The following is a 16,607-nucleotide window of genomic DNA, read 5'->3' on the forward strand; positions in this document are numbered from 1 at the left end:
TTTGGGCCGAAACGGCCATCTGCACATCTCAGTGCGCGCCTGCGCACAGGGTGCATGTAGGGTTGCATACGCGCAACATTAAAGATGGAACGCACGTCACATCTTTCAACAGACCGTGAGGCCCATGTGAGCGCCATATTGGTTAAAGACCGATGAAGAAGGCAAGCCAGACGCAAATCAGTCCCGACACCAGCGCCAGCGCACCCAATTGTCTACGGGCTGTTTCGGGCAGGCTGCGCAGCACTTCCAGCACCCGTTCGATAAGCGAAGGGGCCAGCGCATAGGCCAGCCCCTCCACAATCAATACACAGCCCAAGGCCAGTAGAATCCAAGCCATCAGTCGCCTTCGGCGCTGCGCGACCCCTGATCGGAGCGCAAGTAGTTAAAGAACTCGCTGTCCGGCGACATCACCATGGTCGAGTTCGAGCCCTGCAACGCGCGTTCGTAGGCCGTGAGCGAGCGGTAGAATTCAAAGAATTCCGGATCCTCGCCAAAGGCTTGGGCAAAGATCGCGTTGCGGCGGGCATCTGCCTCACCCCGAATGATCTCCGCCTGACGTTCGGCGTCCGAGGTCAGTTCGACCACGGTCCGGTCGGCTTGGGCCCGCACACGCTGCGCCGCCTCGTTACCTCGGGCACGTTCATCTGTAGCCTCACGCTCACGCTCTGCGCGCATCCGTTCGAATGTCGCATCAAGGTTTTCCGGCGGCAGGTCGGTGCGTTTGAGGCGCACGTCCACCACTTCGATGCCCAGCGCACGCGCTTCGGCAATCGCGCCGTTGCGGATGCGCAGCATCAGCGCGGCCCGATCCGAACTCAGGATATCATTGGACGACACAGAACCCAGCACTTCGCGCAGTTCGTTCCGCAGAATACCGTCGATGCGGCGTTCGGCAGATTGTTCACCACCCGTACCAACCGCCTGACGGAACTGGTTCACATCCACGATCCGGTAGCGCGCAAACGCGTCGACAACCAGACGACGGTCATCCAGCGGCGTGACCTCCAGCGGTTCGACGTCGCGGCTGAGGATCCGGTCGTCATAACGCACGACTTCTTGGATCAGCGGCAGTTTGAAGGCCAGACCGGGGTCTTCCTTGATGTCGACCACACGACCAAATTGCAGCACCAGCGCCTTTTCACGCTCGTCCACGATGTAGACTGAACTGAGGCCAATTGCGCCCAGAACGACGAGGATCGGGATCAGATAAGTGGAACGACGCATCAGTTCGACCCTCCTGTTGCGCCACGGCGCAGTTCATTCAGTGGCAGATAGGGGACAACGCCCTGCCCGCCACCGTCGTTGTTCTCATCCAGAATGATTTTGTCGATCCTGCCCAGAACAGTTTCCATCGTCTCCAGATACAAACGCTTGCGTGTCACGTCTGGTGCCTTGGAATATTCCTCCAGAACAGCGGAGAAGCGGGACGCCTCACCTTCGGCCTGGTTGACCTGCTGGGCGCGGTACGCTTCGGCTTCTTCGAGAAGCTGAGCGGCCTGACCACGCGCCTCGGCGAGGACCCGGTTGGCATAGGCGTCGGCCACGTTTTGCAACCGGTCACGCTCTTGCTCGGCGGCTTGCACGTCACGGAAGGCGTCAATCACCTCCTGCGGCGGGTCGGCCTTGTCAAAGTTCACACGGATGATGTTCACGCCCGCGTCATAGCTGTCGAGCGTATTTTGGATCAGTTCCTGCAAACGATCCGCAATGGACCCGCGATCCCGGTTCAGGATCGGTGCAAGATCGGATTGCGCAATGATTTCGCGCATCGCCGATTCAGACACGGCCCGGATCGTCGGGCGCGCATCGCGCAGGTTGAACAGGAACTTGTCCGGTTCGGTGATGTTCCAAACCACTTGGAAATCGATGTCGACCACGTTTTCGTCGCCGGTGAGCATCAAGCCCGCGTCTCCACCGCGTCCGCCCACACCGATCTCTTCGGTTTGTTCGCGTGTGACGGGGATAACTTCTGCTGTGACCACGGGCCACGGGGCAAAGTTCAGACCGGGATTACCGACAGAGGAGAATTCGCCAAGGAACAGCTCAACCGACTGTTCTTCGGGACGGACTGTGTAAAAGCTCGCCATGCCCCATAGGACAACGCCGATCACAGCAGCAATGCCGATGGTGCCGCGGGTCAGGAACGGGCCTGCGCCGCCGCCGCCACCTGCGCCGCCGCCGGTGTTGCCTCCGCCGCGACCGCCCATGAGAACGCGCAACTGCTCTTGGCCCTTTTTGACCAACTCGTCGATTTCGGGGATTTGCGGTCCTTCGTCGCCCGGGCCACGCCCGCCGCCGCCATTGCCGCGACCGGGGCCGCGTGAACCGTTGTCACGCCCGCCGCCGTTGCCGCCGGAATTACCGCCACCGCCCCAGGGGCCGCCCGTGTTGCCAGCCATATGGTGTATTTCTCCTTTTGATCGCGCAGCATCCGCTACGCCTTGGCCCATAACTGTGTGTTTCCGCCACAAATTCAAGCGGTCCGCATGGGCGTTCTCATGGTTACGATCTCTTCGGACATGGTCGGATGCACCGCCACGGTCCGGTCGAAATCCTCTTTGGTCGCGCCCATCTTGATGGCCACGCCCGCCAGTTGGATCATCTCGCCCGCATGTGGTGCGACGATGTGACAGCCCAGCACCTTGCGGCTTTCCTTCGCGACGATGAGTTTCATCAGCACCCGGTCGGATTGCCCGGCAAAGGCGGTCTGCATCGGGCGGAACGACGTGCAGTAAACCTCAATCTCTTCCTGATCGCGCGCCTGCTCTTCCGTCATCCCAACCGAACCATATTCAGGCTGCGTGAACACCGCAGACGGGATCAGCGCGTGATCGACCGGCGTCGGGTTGTCTTTGAACACTGTCTCGACAAAGGCCATGCCCTCGCGAATGGCGACCGGCGTCAGGTTCACACGATTGGTCACATCGCCCACCGCATAGATGCTGTCCACATCCGTCTTGGAGTATTCGTCCACGACAACCTCGCCGCGGCGACCCAGCTTTACGCCCAAGTCTTCGAGGCCCATGTCAGCGCTGTTGGGTGTCCGGCCCGTGGCAAACAGCACGGTGTCGAACACACGTTCGCGCCCGTTCGTGGCCTTGACCCAGATCGGCCCACCACGCGACGGGTCCGCCGCGTCTCGGGTCTGTTCAGTGAGGATGTTGCTTTGTTGTGCCGACGCGCCCATGGCGGCATCGGAATCGGTGGGCCGGGCGCCGTCGTCTACGTCAGCGGCGCGCCGCATCTCCACGATATCCGTCCCGGTGTGCACATCGATACCCCGCGACCGCATTGCCTCGGCGATCAGGCCGCGCGCCTCATCGTCAAAGCCGCGCAGAATTTGCGCCCCGCGATAGTATTGCGTCACCTCAACGCCCAGTCCGTGCATGATGCAAGCGAACTCGCAGGCGATATAGCCACCCCCGACGATCAGCAGCGATTTGGGCAGGCTTTCGAGATGAAAAATGTCGTCCGATACGATGCCCAGATCGGCATTGGGCAAATCAGGGCGCACCGGATGCCCGCCATTGGCCAGCAGAATGGTCTTGGCGGTCTTGGTCTCGCCGGTGGACAGTTTGACGGTGTGGCCATCCTCGATGGTGGCGCGGGCATCGAACCGGTCCACGCCGGAATTGTCCAACAGCGATTTGTAGACGTCTTCGAGCCGGTTCAGTTCGGTGTTCAGATGGTCGCAGAACGCACGCCAGTTGAACGTGCCGGGGTTGATGTCCCAACCATATCCCGCCGCCAGTTCGGGCATGTGCGAAAACTCGCTGGCAAACACCATCAGCTTTTTGGGCACGCAACCACGGATCACGCAGGTGCCGCCATAGCGGTCTTCTTCGGCCAGCGCGACCTTGGCATCTGCTTCGCCTGCGGCCACACGTGCTGCGCGCACCCCGCCCGAACCGCCTCCGATCACGAAGAGGTCGTAGTCATATTCTGCCATGCTCGGGGTCCTTACTCTGCCAGGTCAGTGAACAGGTTGTCGGTCTCAAGAAAATCGAGGCGGTCCTGCTCCACCGTGCCTTCATTGATGTCGCGCACCTCGACCCGGCCATCGCCGTAGCCAATCACGACAGCGTCACAGATATCGATAAACAGCCCGTTTTCAACCACACCCGGCATCTGGTTCAGCACAAGGCTCAGCTGCCTCGGGTTGCCGATGCGCTGCAGATGCAGGTCGAGAATGTGGTTGCCTTCGTCGGTCATAAAGGGCCGGTCGCCGTTCATCCGCAAGGTGGACTGACGGCCCAGAACATCCATGGAAATAAGAGTTTCCTCGACCAGCGCCTGAGTGGTCTGCCAGCCAAAGGGGATCACTTCGATGGGCAGCGGAAAGGAGCCGAGGTGTTCGACCTCTTTGCCGATGTCAGCGATCACCACCATTTGATCGGAGGCGGTCGCCACAATCTTTTCCTGCAAGAGCGCGCCGCCACCGCCCTTAATCAGGTTGAGGTCGCCGTCGAACTCGTCCGCGCCATCAATGGTCAGGTCCAGCCACTTGGCCTCGTCGAGCGAAATGACTTCGATCCCCACCTCGCGGGCAAGGTCAGCGGTGCGCGTGGACGTGGGCACGCCGCGAAACCGCAGCCCGCCTTCGCGAACCTGTTCGCCCAGACAGCGCACCAGCCACGCGGCGGTTGACCCGGTGCCAAGGCCCACACGCATCCCATCCTCGACATAATCGGCGGCGCGTTTGGCGGCGACGAATTTCGCTTTGTCGATGGGGGACAATTCTCCGGGCATGAACGGGGCGACTCCTTTTGGTGCTGGCGTGGTTATAGAGGCCGCGCGCCGGGGTGGCGACCCCTAACCCCCCGCCTTGGCCACGTCTCGCCATGCGGGCCTGTCACACGCCGCCATCCAGCGCGTCAACCGCTTCGAGCACTTCGTCCAGAACCACGCGCCCGTCACCATCCAGATCGAAAACCAGCATGGCACGCATCCCCGCACGGGCCCGCGCGGACAGCCCCGCCTCAGACCGGGCTTGCGCATGGGCGCGCATCTCGGCCCATGTGGCGGTGCCGTCGCGGTTGGCATCTGCCGCCCTGTGCCAGATCAGCAAACGGCCCCGCATCGTGGCACTGGCCGCTGCAATCTGCACATCGCGTTCGGCGCGTGTCACGTTCAGGTCATTGTCCAGATCCGCTTCGAGCAAGCGGCGCAGTTCGCGCGCCCGCAAGCGCGATAGTTCTGCCGCGATGGCCGTCTCGATCTGGTCCGCGGTCAGCGCCCCACCCTGCCCATAGCCAAGGATCAGCCCCGCCGCTTCTTCGATGAAGGCCTGCGGATTGCCCTGAAGCCGCTCCAGCGTTGCGCCCGGTGTGCGCGCGGTCAGCGCGGCCGCCAGCGCATCGGGCGACAGTTCCTGCCCGAACCCGGCCCGCCACGGCATCAGACATGTGATCAGCGACAGGGCCGCAATGAACCAGCGCATGGCATCCTCCTCCATTTTTCAGCAGGCAATCATTTCAGGGTTAATTGCCGGTTAAGCCTGACCGAAACGGTGTCCGACCTGTCGCTTTGAGGCGTTGCACGCAGATGCGGCGTCTGTAGAACCGAGCCATGGCCTACGTCCTCCATTATGCGCCCGACAACGCCTCGATCATCGTGCGGATGACGCTCGAAGAGCTGGGCGTGCCCTATCGCACCGCGCTGGTGGACCGCGCGGCACAGGCACAGGCAAGTGCGGCCTACCGCGCCATCAATCCCGCCGGTCTGATTCCTGCGCTTGAGACCCCGGAAGGCACCCTATTCGAGACAGCCGCCATCCTGCTGTGGCTGACCGAAACGCACCGCGCCATGGCCCCACAACCGGGCGACGCAGACCGGGCGGCCTTCCTCAAATGGCTGTTTTTCACCTCGAACACGGTGCACGCGCACCTGCGTATGCTGTTCTATCCGGCCAAATATGTAGGGCCGGACCCCGACGCGCAGGCCAACCTGCGCGCGCAGATCACCCGGCACAGCGCGCCCGACATGACGCTGCCCAAGGGTCTTGACCTGCTCGACCGGTACATTGCGGACCATCCCGAGCACGCGGCACCTTCTGTCCTGCACTACTACATCGCCGCCATCCTGCGATGGTGCGGCATCTACCCCGAGGGCCAGACCGTATGGTTCGACATCACGCGCTGGCCTGCGCTGCACAGCATGGCCGAGGCGCTCGAAACCCGCGCCGCCGTTCATGCCGTGCAGGCCGCCGAAGGTCTTGGCCCCACCCCGTTCACCGCGCCCCGGCGCCCCAATCCGCCCGAAGGGATAGCGCTTTAGCCCATGTTTCTCTCTGTTTTTGAAATGTTCAAGGTCGGCATCGGTCCGTCCTCGTCCCACACGATGGGGCCTATGGTGGCTGCGGCGCGCTTTCTCGACATGATGCGCGGGTCACCCTTCCAGTTTGCGGGTGTGCGCGCCTCTCTCCATGGCTCGCTTGCGTTTACCGGCGTCGGCCATGCAACGGACCGGGCCACGATCCTTGGGCTGGCGGGCTTTGTGCCCGATAGCTACGATCACGAACGGGCCGAAGCGGTGCTAGCCAAACTCGCCGAAACCCGTCAATTGCATCCCGACGGCCTGCCACCCTTGCACTTTGACCCCAAAACCGATCTCGTCTTTGACTATGATACCGCCCTGACCGGACACGCCAACGGCATGATCCTGATGGCCACGGACGCGCAAGGCGACGTAACCCTGCGGCAGGTGTTCTATTCCATCGGCGGTGGTTTCGTCATGACCGAAGAAGAACTGGCCGCGGGCAAGGCGACCGATGAGGGCGCGCCGGTCCCCTTCCCGTTCAAGACCGCTGCCGAGATGCTGGAGATGTCCCAAGCCTCGGGCAAATCCATCGCCGAGATGAAGCGCGCCAACGAAGTGTCGCGCAACGGCGACCCACATCTGAAATCCGGCACCAAACGGCTGTGGCAAGTGATGAACGATTGTATCAACCGCGGTTTGACGACGGACGGCACCCTGCCCGGCGGTCTGATGGTCAAGCGGCGCGCCAAGGGGATCCATGACAAGCTCTTGGAAGAGCGCGGCATGAACCTGACCGCACCGCACACCATCAACGACTGGATGAGTGTCTATGCCATGGCGGTGAACGAAGAGAACGCGGCAGGCGGGCAAGTCGTCACGGCCCCCACCAATGGCGCGGCGGGCGTGCTGCCCGCAACGCTGCGCTATTACCTCGACCACGTACCGGGCGCGTCCGAGGCCCATATCGAGGATTTTTTGCTGACCGCCGCCGCCATCGGCGGGCTGGTCAAGTACAACGCGTCGATCTCTGGTGCCGAAGCGGGGTGTCAGGCCGAGGTCGGCAGCGCCGCCGCTATGGCCGCAGCCGGGCTTTGCGCCGTGATGGGCGGCACACCCGCCCAGATCGAAAACGCGGCCGAGATTGCGCTGGAACATCACCTCGGTATGACGTGCGATCCCGTGCGCGGACTGGTGCAGGTGCCCTGTATCGAGCGCAACGGGCTGGGCGCGATCAAGGCCGTGTCTGCCGCCTCTCTTGCCCTGCGCGGCGACGGCACGCATCTGGTGCCGCTTGATGCCTGCATCGAGACGATGCGCCAGACCGGTGCGGATATGAGCGAGAAGTACAAGGAGACGTCGCTGGGGGGCCTTGCTGTCAACGTGCCCAACTGCTGATCATCGCGAGGCGAATGTCACGGGCCGCTGTTGCCCGTTCCAACAGCGCCTTGCGACTGGCTGAGCGGTTTTTGCTTTTTCTTCGCGCCTCGCGGCTCACGTACCGGTGACACACTGCGACTGCGATCACCGGCGTGAATGCGCTTCACTCCGGGCGTCACGTCGCCCTTTTTGTTATATTGCATGAGGGTTTCGAGATACTCGGCGTCAAAGGCCTGACTGCCGACAGAATGGCGGCGCTTGTAGTTGGGGTTCACATGCCTCACCAGACCGTTCCGCTGATTTTTGGCCAAGTTTCGTTCTGCCTCGCCGGTGTCCAGGTAGGCCTGTGGCACTGCGCCGGGTGAAAAGGTGGATGTCGGACGGGCAACGGCATTCAGTGTCGTTTCGATTGCCCGGGCCGTCATGGAGTGAATCACATTCTCCACCGTCCCACCGGCCTGAAACATGCTCTGGATATGTTTCAGCGTTTCCTTGTCACGGAAGATGTGAAACGCAGCCATACTTTCCTGTTTGGGTCCGGACCGCTTGGTGGTGTGCTGGGTGACTTCGGGTTCTACCGGGTCCGGATCGCTTGGCTCCGGCAACTCTTTTTCACCAAAATAGGTTTCCTCGGAGCGCACTGTCATGGTCGACAGGCGGGCATTGGATACGACCTGCAGAAATGCCTTCAACTCCTGCCCCAGTTCATGCGCAGCCCCGACATGCAGGCTGCTGGATATCAGGACTTCCCAGTATCCGGTAAAAAGATGATACGTCATGCCCGTCGAAAACAGTTCGTCCTGCCCGGACTCTAGCCGTCGCCACGACCCTTCAAACCCCTTTTTGCCACGCGGACCACCCAACAGTCCAATGTGCCTGTCAGCAACCGGCTTGGCCTTGTTCTTTTCAGTGCCGGGGTTGTCAAACACACTGTCAGGATCGTTCGCGAATTCGGTCAGGCGCCTTCGGGCAAGGTCGGCACCCAGTTCATAGGCCGTGTTGTAGTAGGCATAGGGATCGCTGTCGGGCCGACCGGGATGCGGCATCAAATGTTCCCTTTTGAAAAAGCCGGTATGCAAAACAATCCACACACCAGAGGTGCCGGGGAAATAATCCCGGTCACTACCTACGGTGGAATGGACGCCAGATGTTTGTCAAGCACAACCCGATGACGTCAGATAGCGTCAGTTCGCTCGCAATGGCCTGTTGTCAAACCCGCGATATCGGGTAGCGTGCGCCCCATGTCCCAAGACCGGCCCCTGTTGGGCGTTATACTCATGCTCGGCTTTTGCATCGTGGCTCCGATGGGGGACGCGGTGGCGAAACTGCTGGGGCAATCGGTGCCGCTGGGACAGCTTTTGTTCATCCGCTTTGCGGTACAGGCGCTGGTGCTGATCCCGCTTGTCTGGGCCACGCGGCGCATGTGGCGGATGCAGGGCCGCGTGCTGCGCCTGACCGTGCTGCGCACCGTTCTGCATATCTTTGGCATCGGGGCGATGTTCTCGGCCCTGCAATACCTGCCGCTTGCGGATGCGGTGGCCATCGCCTTTGTCATGCCGTTCCTGATGCTGCTGCTGGGCAAATTCGTGCTGGGCGAAGAGGTCGGCGCGCGCCGCCTTTGGGCCTGTGTTGTGGGGTTTGTCGGCACGCTCATGGTCGTTCAGCCCAGCTTTGTTGAGGTGGGCTGGCCCGCTCTTCTGCCGCTGGTTGTGGCCGTCAACTTCTCGGTTTTCATGCTTGTCACGCGCCAGATTGCCAAGGAAACGGACCCCGTCGGTCTACAGGCGGTCAGCGGTGTCATGGCGGTGGTGATCATGGGACCGCTCCTGCTGCTCACGCAGTCGAGCGGCATCTTTGCCCTGACGCTCAAGACGCCGACCGGTCTGGAATGGAGCCTGCTGCTCGCCATTGGGTTGCTGGGCACGCTGGCGCATCTGCTGATGACGTGGTCGCTGCGCTATGCGCCCTCGGCCACGCTCGCACCGATGCAGTACCTCGAAATCCCGGTGGCGACGATCATTGGGTTGATCGTTTTTTCCGACTTTCCCAATGGCTTGGCGTTGGCCGGTATTCTCATCACGATTGCGGCGGGTTTGTATATTGTCCTGCGCGAGCGGGCCATCGCCCGGATAGAGGCGCGGACACCAGCGCCTGTATAACGGCATCCAGCTGCGCCCGTGGCACCATCACCAGCATATGCGGCGCGTCCACCTCGATCCGGATCGGGCCAAGCGCCGCATTGGACGTGCCGATTTGCGTCAGCGGACCGAATTGCAGACCATCAATGGGCCACTTCAATCCTTGGGATGTGCCCTGCACCGGTCCCAGTGGGAACAGCGACACCACGTCCTCCGCTTGGGTCGGTAAGTTCAGCGTGCGGGGGCAGAGAAAGGTCAACTCAGTCTCGCCGATCAGGATGCAAGGCCGATCGGGGTACTTGGTCAAGACGTAGAGCACGGCGAGTTGGTGATCGAGCCGCGCGCCGGTGAACCCCACCGCCAAAACCAAGGGCGCGCTGATGTTGCGCAAAGCCTTGTCGAAATCCGTGCTGTTCTGTTCCGCGATGTGATGCAGCCGGTCGGGCGGCAACGCATGGCGCAATTTGCCCGGCAGACTGTCGAAATCACCGATCACAGCGGCCAGATCAATGCCCGCTTGCAGCGCAAGCGCCGCGCCCCCGTCTGCCGCGACGCAAGTCGGCGCACGCGCAACGGTGTCCAATACCATCGATGCCGACGCATTGCCGCCGCCTACGAGCGTAACGGGTTCATTTTTGTGAACAATGCTTGTGATCATCCGGCTTTAATGCATTTTTGAGAAACAAATCACAATGTCGCCTCGAAATGATACCGTACCCGGCACAGATTCGGGCCGCTTTGGTCCGCAGTTCAGCTCTATAGAAATTGTCGAAAATCGGCAGAGGATGAGCATCCGATGATGAGTAATAATAAAATTTTGACAGTATCCTACGGCACATTCTCGTGCACGTTGGAGGGATTTGACGACAGTTTTGGCACGATGAAGGCGATTGCGGAGTATTTTCGCGATCTGGCTGCCGATGACAGGTATTTCGGTGCCGAACCCCCGCAACCCGATGCCGAGATGTTGGCCCGTATTGCCGAACGTGAGATTTCCCGCCGCGTGGAAGCGCGCGAGCAGGAAGGCCGCATTGTCCTGAGCGCGGAGCCAGAGGCCGCCGCCCCCGCGGCGATCACCGTGGCCGATGTGGTTGCTGACGCGCCCGAGGTCGTCGCGCCCGAACCGCAAGAGGCAAAAACCGATCAGCCTGAACCTGCCGTGCAGGCTCAGACCGCGCCGGAGGTTGAAGACGTCATTGTCGACGCACCGGTCACGGATACCGAAGAGACGGTCGAAGATGCGGACACTGACGCCGCCTTTGACATGGATTCGCTCTCCGCAGCGCTGGATGCTTCGGACGAGGCGGACGCCACCGCAGAAGACGAGCCCACTGCCGCGCTCTCTGACGATGCCACCAACGACGACCTGCCCAAAGACGCAGTGACCGCGGATGCCACCGGCGACACGGACGACCTCGATGCGCTGATGGCCGATGTGGATACGGACGCGGACGAAACACCCGATGACAGCGCCGAAGCCTTCTTTGCCGACACCACTGCCGATGTGGCCGAAGGTGAAAACGAGGATGCCGCGCCCGCCATGATCGAAGCCGAAGAGGTGGTGGACACGCCAGAAGCGCCCGCCCCCGATAGCATCGCGGCCAAGCTGCAACGCATTCGCGCCGTCGTCAGCCAAAGCAAGGAAGACGGGCTAGATGATGACATGTTCGAAGACGAACATGCCGAAGCCTTTGCCGCGACTGACGAAACCGACATCGACATCCCCGAAGATTACCCAGCCGAAGCAGAGGTCGGGGAGACCCTTGCCGATGCCCGCGCAACCTTTGAGGCTGCTGCGGACGCGGATGATTCGGTCGAGGCCGTGACGGACGAAGACGCGGATGACGAAATTTCCGACATCCTCGCACGGTATGATGCCGACACATCGGACGCAGCCGACGCGTTGGCCGAGGCTCCGCAGGACGTGATCGAAGAAGATGACGCAGGCATCGACAGCCTTGCCGCCGATCTCGACATCGACACAGCGGACAGCGGCGCCGCCGAAAACCTCTTTGGCGCTGACATGGACGATGACATCGACGACGAGATCGAGGATGAGGTCGCCGAGACGGATGCAACCGACACACCGTCACCGCGGCGCGCCCGCATCATCAAGGTCAAGCGCGCCGATATCGACGCCGCCCTCGCCCAAGGTCATATCGAAGAGATTGAGGACGAAGAAGAGGCCACCGCCGTCTCGTCCCTGTCCGAAGAGGAAGAAGCCGAGTTGCAGGCCGAACTGGCTGCGGTTGCCGCCGAACTGCCTGAAACAGACGCCGATGATCTGAGCGATCTGCAACAGATGGACGATGCCTCGGCGGTCGGTTCCATGGCAGAGGACGCACAGGAGATGCCCGTGGCCGACGCGGATGTCTCTCGCCTGATGGCCGAAGCCGACAGCCAAATGGAAGAGCCCGAAGGCTCGCGTCGCCGCAACGCGTTCCAGCACCTCAAGGCCGCTGTCATGGCGAAAAAGGCGGATGCTGGGATCGGCGACGACACCATCAAGGACGAAGGCGCGTTCCGTTCCGATCTGGCCTCCGTCGTGGTGCCGCGCCGTCCCGCGGCCTCCGGCACACGCGACGCCCGCCCCGCAGCAGAGCGGCCTGCCCCTCTGAAGCTCGTGGCCGAGCAGCGCGTCGACCTAGAAGGTGCGGCCCCAAGCGGCCCGGTGCGCCCGCGCCGCATCGCCCAAGCCGAAGAACCCGCCGCGATCGACACTGCCGATGGCAGCTTTGCCGACTATGCCGCCGACATGGGCGCGCACAGCCTGCCCGATCTGCTCGAAGCTGCGGCAAGCTATCTCAGCTTTGTCGAAGGGCACGACCAGTTCTCGCGCCCGCAGCTGATGACCAAGGTGCGTCAGGTAGAGAAAGAGGACTTCAGCCGCGAAGACGGGCTGCGCTCTTTTGGCCAGCTTCTGCGCGCGGGCAAGATCGAAAAGCGCAAGGGTGGTCGGTTCACCGTCACCAGCGACATCGGTTACCGCCCGGACGAACGCGCCGCAGGCTGAACCACGATCCGCACATGGAACAGGGCGGTGCATTCCGGTGCGCCGCCCTTTTGCGTTCCGGACCAGCCCCGGTCACGCATCCGGATCAGGCTGCCCAATTCCCTTGAAAATGAACTTGAGCGGGATCGCCCAGATCACGCCAAGACCCACGTATATGGCGAGTTCCAGCAGGATCGACGGACGCTCGAACAGCGCAACAAGGCTCACTGCCGCCATGATGTAGAGCGGCAGCCCAACAATCAGGATGAGCAGTGCTAGCCGCTTGCGGGTCTTGTAACGCAACGCCATTGGCGCGCTCCTCAGTCAGCAAAGGGATCGCGGACCAGGATTGTGTCTTCCCGCTCCGGCGAGGTGGAAAGTAGCGCGACCGGACAGTCGATCAACTCCTCAACCCGCCGTACATATTTGATCGCATTGGCCGGCAAGTCGGCCCAGCTGCGCGCCCCTTCGGTGGATTCGCTCCACCCCGGCATCTCTTCGTAGATCGGTGTGCAACGCGCCTGCTGATCGGCCGCGGTGGGTAGGTAATCCATCCGCACCCCGTCCAGCATGTAGCCCACACAAATCTTCAGCGTCTCGAACCCGTCAAGCACATCCAGCTTGGTCAGCGAAATGCCGTTCACGCCAGAGGTCGCACAGGTCTGCCGCACAAGGCAGGCATCAAACCACCCACAGCGCCGCTTGCGCCCGGTTGTGGTGCCAAATTCATGCCCACGCTCCCCCAGCCGCTGCCCGTCCGCATCCTCAAGCTCGGTCGGAAACGGCCCCTCGCCCACACGGGTGGTATACGCCTTTACGATGCCCAGCACAAAATCGATGCTGCCGGGGCCCATGCCAACCCCGGTCGCGGCCTGCCCCGCAATCACATTCGACGAGGTGACAAACGGATAGGTGCCAAAATCAATGTCCAGCAGCGCCCCTTGCGCCCCTTCGAACAGGATGCGCTTGCCCGCCTTGCGCGCCTCATTCATCACCTTCCAGACCGGCGCGGCATAGTCCAGAATGGCAGGAGCAACCTCCGCCAGCTTGGCGATCAGCGCATCACGGTCAACCGGCTCCAGCCCAAGACCCCGCCGCAACGCATCGTGATGCACCAACGCCCGGTCCACCCGCAACTCCAGCGTCGCCTGATCGGCAAGGTCCGCCACGCGCACGACGCGCCGCCCGACCTTGTCCTCGTAGCACGGCCCGATGCCCCGGCCTGTCGTCCCGATCTTGGCGACAGAATTTTGCGCCTCGCGCGCCCGGTCCAACTCGCCATGGATGGGCAGGATGAGCGGGGTGTTCTCGGCAACCATCAACGTTTCGGGTGTGATCTCCACACCTTGCGCGCGCAATGTCTCGATCTCCGACACCAGATGCCACGGGTCCAGCACGACACCATTGCCGATCACGCTCAGCTTGCCGCCCCGCACCACACCCGAAGGCAGCGCGTGCAGCTTGTAGACCTCGCCATCGATGACCAGCGTGTGACCCGCGTTGTGGCCGCCCTGAAACCGGGCGATCACATCGGCCCGCTCGCTCAGCCAATCGACAATCTTGCCCTTGCCTTCGTCGCCCCACTGCGCGCCGACAACCACTACGTTGGCCATGCTTGAGCCCTTTCGATGCAAACCCGCGCCGGTATAGCGGCACGGTGCTGGGACGCAAACCGATACTTCGTTTCTTCTGACCAAAAATACCACCCCCGGAGGGTCCGGCGCTTGAACCATGCGCCGCGCTCCGCCATGACACGCCCCAAACGATCCAAACGGAGCCACGACATATGGGCTTTTTCCTGCGCTGGGTGTGCGCCCTTGGCCTTCTGGCCGCAACCTACAATCCAACCCAATACAACTATGTGGTCTGGGTCTCCGAATATGGCGGCGCGAACCTGTCTATCGCCGTGCTGATCGGGCTGCTGCTGATCGTGGGCTACATCATCTATCTGCGCGCCACGCTGCGCTCCATCGGAGCGTTCGGCATGGCGCTGGTACTGGCTCTGGTCGGCGCAATCCTCTGGGTGCTCTACGATGTGGGCCTGCTGTCGCTGGAAAACCGCAACCTCAACACGTGGATCGGCCTTGTTGCGCTGTCGCTTGTCCTCGGCATTGGCCTCAGCTGGAGCCTTGTGCGCCGTCGCCTCTCCGGTCAGGCGGACGTGGATGATATCGACGAATAAGGGACGGTGGGCGGGGCGTCTTTGGCAAGGCCAAAGAGCGTCCGACCATCGTCACTCCAGCGTCACAGGCGCTCCGTGGGGCGTGTGCAGATAAGCGGCCCGCCACGCCTCCGTCAGCCGCGCCGTCTCCGCCGCGTCTGCGGTGCCAAGCTCGACCAGAATCGCCTCCAGCGTCTCCAGCCACGCGGCAAAATAATCGTCCCCACCGTTCAGCGCGGTATCCGCACCGTGCCTGCGCAACGTGGCCCCAAACCGCTCCGCCCAGTCGGGCCACGCGAAATGCCCCGCTTCGTTCAAATGGACGGTCAACGCAAAAAGCTGCGCGTGCCACGGTGCCTCGAATACCGGGTCCGGCGTCATGCGCGGCTCAGATAGCTCTGCCAGAGGTCGGCCACGACCTCGTCGCCGGGATGTTCGGGATGCGCCCAAAGGCTCTCTGCCTTGAACGCCACCGCATAAAGCGGCTCCGGGTCCTCGCCAAAGCCATGTGCGTTGCTGTCCGGCAGCACATGTGCCCCGTGGCATCGCACCACCACTCCTGTCGCCCCGGCCAGATACCCGGGCAGCCGGGTGTGGCCCCCGGCGACGGCCGCGTTCTCTGCCGGTTTGCGCGCCACAACCGCATCGCCGGGCGCAAATGTGGCCACCGGCCCACCGACCCGCGTCGCGGGTCCGCCGCGTGCCAGAACACCGGCCACATCCGCGGCCTCCAGCCGTTTGTCCGCCAAAGGTGACACACCATCAGCAACGCCGCTTACCAGCTCGGCCCGTGTCACGGCACCGGTTTCCACCAGCAGATCAGCCAGTGCAGCAAGCCATTTCTCATAGTAACTGAACCGCGCGTAATCCGTGGGCGCGAGCCCTTCGCGCCGATGCCGCGACAGGTCGATGCTCCACAATCCCAACGCACCACAGGCAAGCGTCACCGCCAGCGCGCGGGGATGCCAATCGGCATGGAATTTCACCCCTTCCGGCTCAGGCGTCACCGGCCCGTCACCGAACCGCCCCCCCATGTCGTGCACCCGGCTCATGGTGCAACCGCCAGACCGCAGCCGATCATCGAATCGCGGGTAACCAGCGCCTGCAATGCCACTGCGTTCAGAGCCTCGGTGCCCGCAGGCCGCGCCGGCAACACAAGATACCGCACTTCCGCCGTGGAATCCCACACCCGCACTGCCGTTTCATCCGGCAAACTCACCCCGAACTCTGCCAGCACCTTGCGCGGCTCCCGCACGGCCCGCGCCCGGTAGGCGTCGGATTTGTACCAGCCCGGCGGAATCCCAAGCAGCGGCCACGGGTAGCACGAGCACAATGTGCACACGACCATGTTGTGCACCGCATCCGTATTCTCGACCACAACCATGTGTTCGCCCTGCCGCCCATAATAGCCCAATTCGGCCAGCACAGGGTCCGCATCGTCCAGCAATGCCGCCTTAAAGGCCGGATCGCTCCATGCCCGCGCCACGACATGCGCCCCGTTCTTCGGTCCGATGCGGTTTTCGTAGGTGTCGATGATCTCGTCCAGCGCCGCCGGATCGATCAGCCCCTTTTGGGTCAACAACGTCTCCAACGCCTTGACGCGCAAGGCGGGTTCGGGCGGCAAAACACTGTGCGGGTGGTCGTGATCATGTGGCATGGTGTCAACCTGATCATAGCGGGC

Annotated in this window: 18 protein-coding genes; 5 read left to right on the forward strand and 13 right to left on the reverse strand. The window is 62.5% G+C overall.

The annotated features are described in order from the left end of the window. Positions 1–142 precede the first annotated feature (142 nt). From Q1A85_RS14875 to Q1A85_RS14900, 6 genes are all read right to left on the reverse strand, one after another. Positions 143–337 (reverse strand): DUF2065 domain-containing protein, encoded by a 195-nt coding sequence (locus tag Q1A85_RS14875; RefSeq protein ID WP_299690929.1) that lies wholly within the window; start codon positions 335–337, stop codon positions 143–145. Next, positions 337–1,224 carry a protease modulator HflC gene (gene hflC / locus Q1A85_RS14880; RefSeq protein WP_299690932.1) on the reverse strand — a complete coding sequence of 296 codons (888 nt, stop codon included), beginning with the start codon at positions 1,222–1,224 and terminating at the stop codon, positions 337–339. The genes Q1A85_RS14875 and hflC overlap by 1 nt, the downstream gene beginning before the upstream one ends. After that, complete coding sequence (gene hflK, locus Q1A85_RS14885; protein ID WP_299690935.1) at positions 1,224–2,399, reverse strand: FtsH protease activity modulator HflK; 1,176 nt, start codon at positions 2,397–2,399, stop codon at positions 1,224–1,226. The genes hflC and hflK overlap by 1 nt, the downstream gene beginning before the upstream one ends. Before the next feature lie 74 nt (positions 2,400–2,473). Next, entirely contained in the window at positions 2,474–3,949 is a 1,476-nt protein-coding gene (locus tag Q1A85_RS14890; protein ID WP_299690938.1) for an FAD-dependent oxidoreductase, read from the reverse strand. An 11-nt stretch (positions 3,950–3,960) separates the two neighbouring features. Beyond that, a complete protein-coding gene (rpiA, locus tag Q1A85_RS14895) occupies positions 3,961–4,749 on the reverse strand; it encodes a ribose-5-phosphate isomerase RpiA (protein WP_299690941.1) in 789 nt (262 codons plus the stop codon). A 103-nt stretch (positions 4,750–4,852) separates the two neighbouring features. Then, positions 4,853–5,440, reverse strand: coding sequence for a hypothetical protein (locus Q1A85_RS14900; RefSeq protein ID WP_299690944.1), 588 nt, complete (start codon positions 5,438–5,440; stop codon positions 4,853–4,855). Positions 5,441–5,568: 128 nt separating this feature from the next. Between Q1A85_RS14900 and Q1A85_RS14905 the strand changes: the two genes are divergently transcribed. Both Q1A85_RS14905 and Q1A85_RS14910 read left to right on the forward strand, forming a co-directional pair. Further along, positions 5,569–6,276: a glutathione S-transferase family protein gene (locus tag Q1A85_RS14905; RefSeq protein WP_299690947.1), complete on the forward strand. Its 708-nt coding sequence runs from the start codon at positions 5,569–5,571 to the stop codon at positions 6,274–6,276. 3 nt (positions 6,277–6,279) lie between these two features. Further along, entirely contained in the window at positions 6,280–7,653 is a 1,374-nt protein-coding gene (locus tag Q1A85_RS14910) for an L-serine ammonia-lyase (protein ID WP_299690950.1), read from the forward strand. A 17-nt stretch (positions 7,654–7,670) separates the two neighbouring features. Here the strand turns inward: Q1A85_RS14910 and Q1A85_RS14915 are convergent, their stop codons facing one another. Continuing rightward, positions 7,671–8,681 (reverse strand): hypothetical protein, encoded by a 1,011-nt coding sequence (locus Q1A85_RS14915; RefSeq protein WP_299690953.1) that lies wholly within the window; start codon positions 8,679–8,681, stop codon positions 7,671–7,673. A gap of 195 nt (positions 8,682–8,876) precedes the next feature. On the opposite strand from Q1A85_RS14915, the gene Q1A85_RS14920 reads away from it, so the two are divergent. Beyond that, complete coding sequence (locus Q1A85_RS14920) at positions 8,877–9,794, forward strand: DMT family transporter (protein ID WP_299690955.1); 918 nt, start codon at positions 8,877–8,879, stop codon at positions 9,792–9,794. Here the strand turns inward: Q1A85_RS14920 and Q1A85_RS14925 are convergent. Next, entirely contained in the window at positions 9,712–10,362 is a 651-nt protein-coding gene (locus Q1A85_RS14925; RefSeq protein ID WP_366140595.1) for a thiamine diphosphokinase, read from the reverse strand. The genes Q1A85_RS14920 and Q1A85_RS14925 overlap by 83 nt on opposite strands. A gap of 210 nt (positions 10,363–10,572) precedes the next feature. On the opposite strand from Q1A85_RS14925, the gene Q1A85_RS14930 reads away from it, so the two are divergent. Beyond that, a complete protein-coding gene (locus Q1A85_RS14930) occupies positions 10,573–12,786 on the forward strand; it encodes a hypothetical protein (RefSeq protein ID WP_299690960.1) in 2,214 nt (737 codons plus the stop codon). Positions 12,787–12,858: 72 nt separating this feature from the next. On the opposite strand, the gene Q1A85_RS14935 is transcribed toward Q1A85_RS14930, so the two are convergent. Together Q1A85_RS14935 and Q1A85_RS14940 are read right to left on the reverse strand one after the other, a co-directional pair. Beyond that, a complete protein-coding gene (locus tag Q1A85_RS14935; protein WP_299690963.1) occupies positions 12,859–13,074 on the reverse strand; it encodes a DUF2842 domain-containing protein in 216 nt (71 codons plus the stop codon). An 11-nt stretch (positions 13,075–13,085) separates the two neighbouring features. Beyond that, positions 13,086–14,378: an adenylosuccinate synthase gene (locus Q1A85_RS14940; RefSeq protein ID WP_299690966.1), complete on the reverse strand. Its 1,293-nt coding sequence runs from the start codon at positions 14,376–14,378 to the stop codon at positions 13,086–13,088. 173 nt (positions 14,379–14,551) lie between these two features. On the opposite strand from Q1A85_RS14940, the gene Q1A85_RS14945 reads away from it, so the two are divergent. After that, positions 14,552–14,947, forward strand: coding sequence for a DUF6524 family protein (locus Q1A85_RS14945; protein ID WP_299690968.1), 396 nt, complete (start codon positions 14,552–14,554; stop codon positions 14,945–14,947). 51 nt (positions 14,948–14,998) lie between these two features. On the opposite strand, the gene Q1A85_RS14950 is transcribed toward Q1A85_RS14945, so the two are convergent. The 3 genes from Q1A85_RS14950 to nthA are packed head-to-tail and all read right to left on the reverse strand — an operon-like array spanning position 14,999 to position 16,583. Beyond that, entirely contained in the window at positions 14,999–15,307 is a 309-nt protein-coding gene (locus tag Q1A85_RS14950) for a nitrile hydratase accessory protein (protein WP_299690969.1), read from the reverse strand. Beyond that, positions 15,304–15,978, reverse strand: a complete 675-nt coding sequence (gene nthB / locus Q1A85_RS14955; protein WP_299690971.1) for a nitrile hydratase subunit beta — start codon at positions 15,976–15,978, stop codon at positions 15,304–15,306. Before nthB ends, Q1A85_RS14950 begins: the two co-directional genes overlap by 4 nt. After that, positions 15,975–16,583 carry a nitrile hydratase subunit alpha gene (gene nthA / locus Q1A85_RS14960; protein WP_299691463.1) on the reverse strand — a complete coding sequence of 203 codons (609 nt, stop codon included), beginning with the start codon at positions 16,581–16,583 and terminating at the stop codon, positions 15,975–15,977. Before nthA ends, nthB begins: the two co-directional genes overlap by 4 nt. Positions 16,584–16,607: the final 24 nt, after the last annotated feature.

Source organism: uncultured Tateyamaria sp. (assembly GCF_947503385.1).
Taxonomy (GTDB): domain Bacteria; phylum Pseudomonadota; class Alphaproteobacteria; order Rhodobacterales; family Rhodobacteraceae; genus Tateyamaria.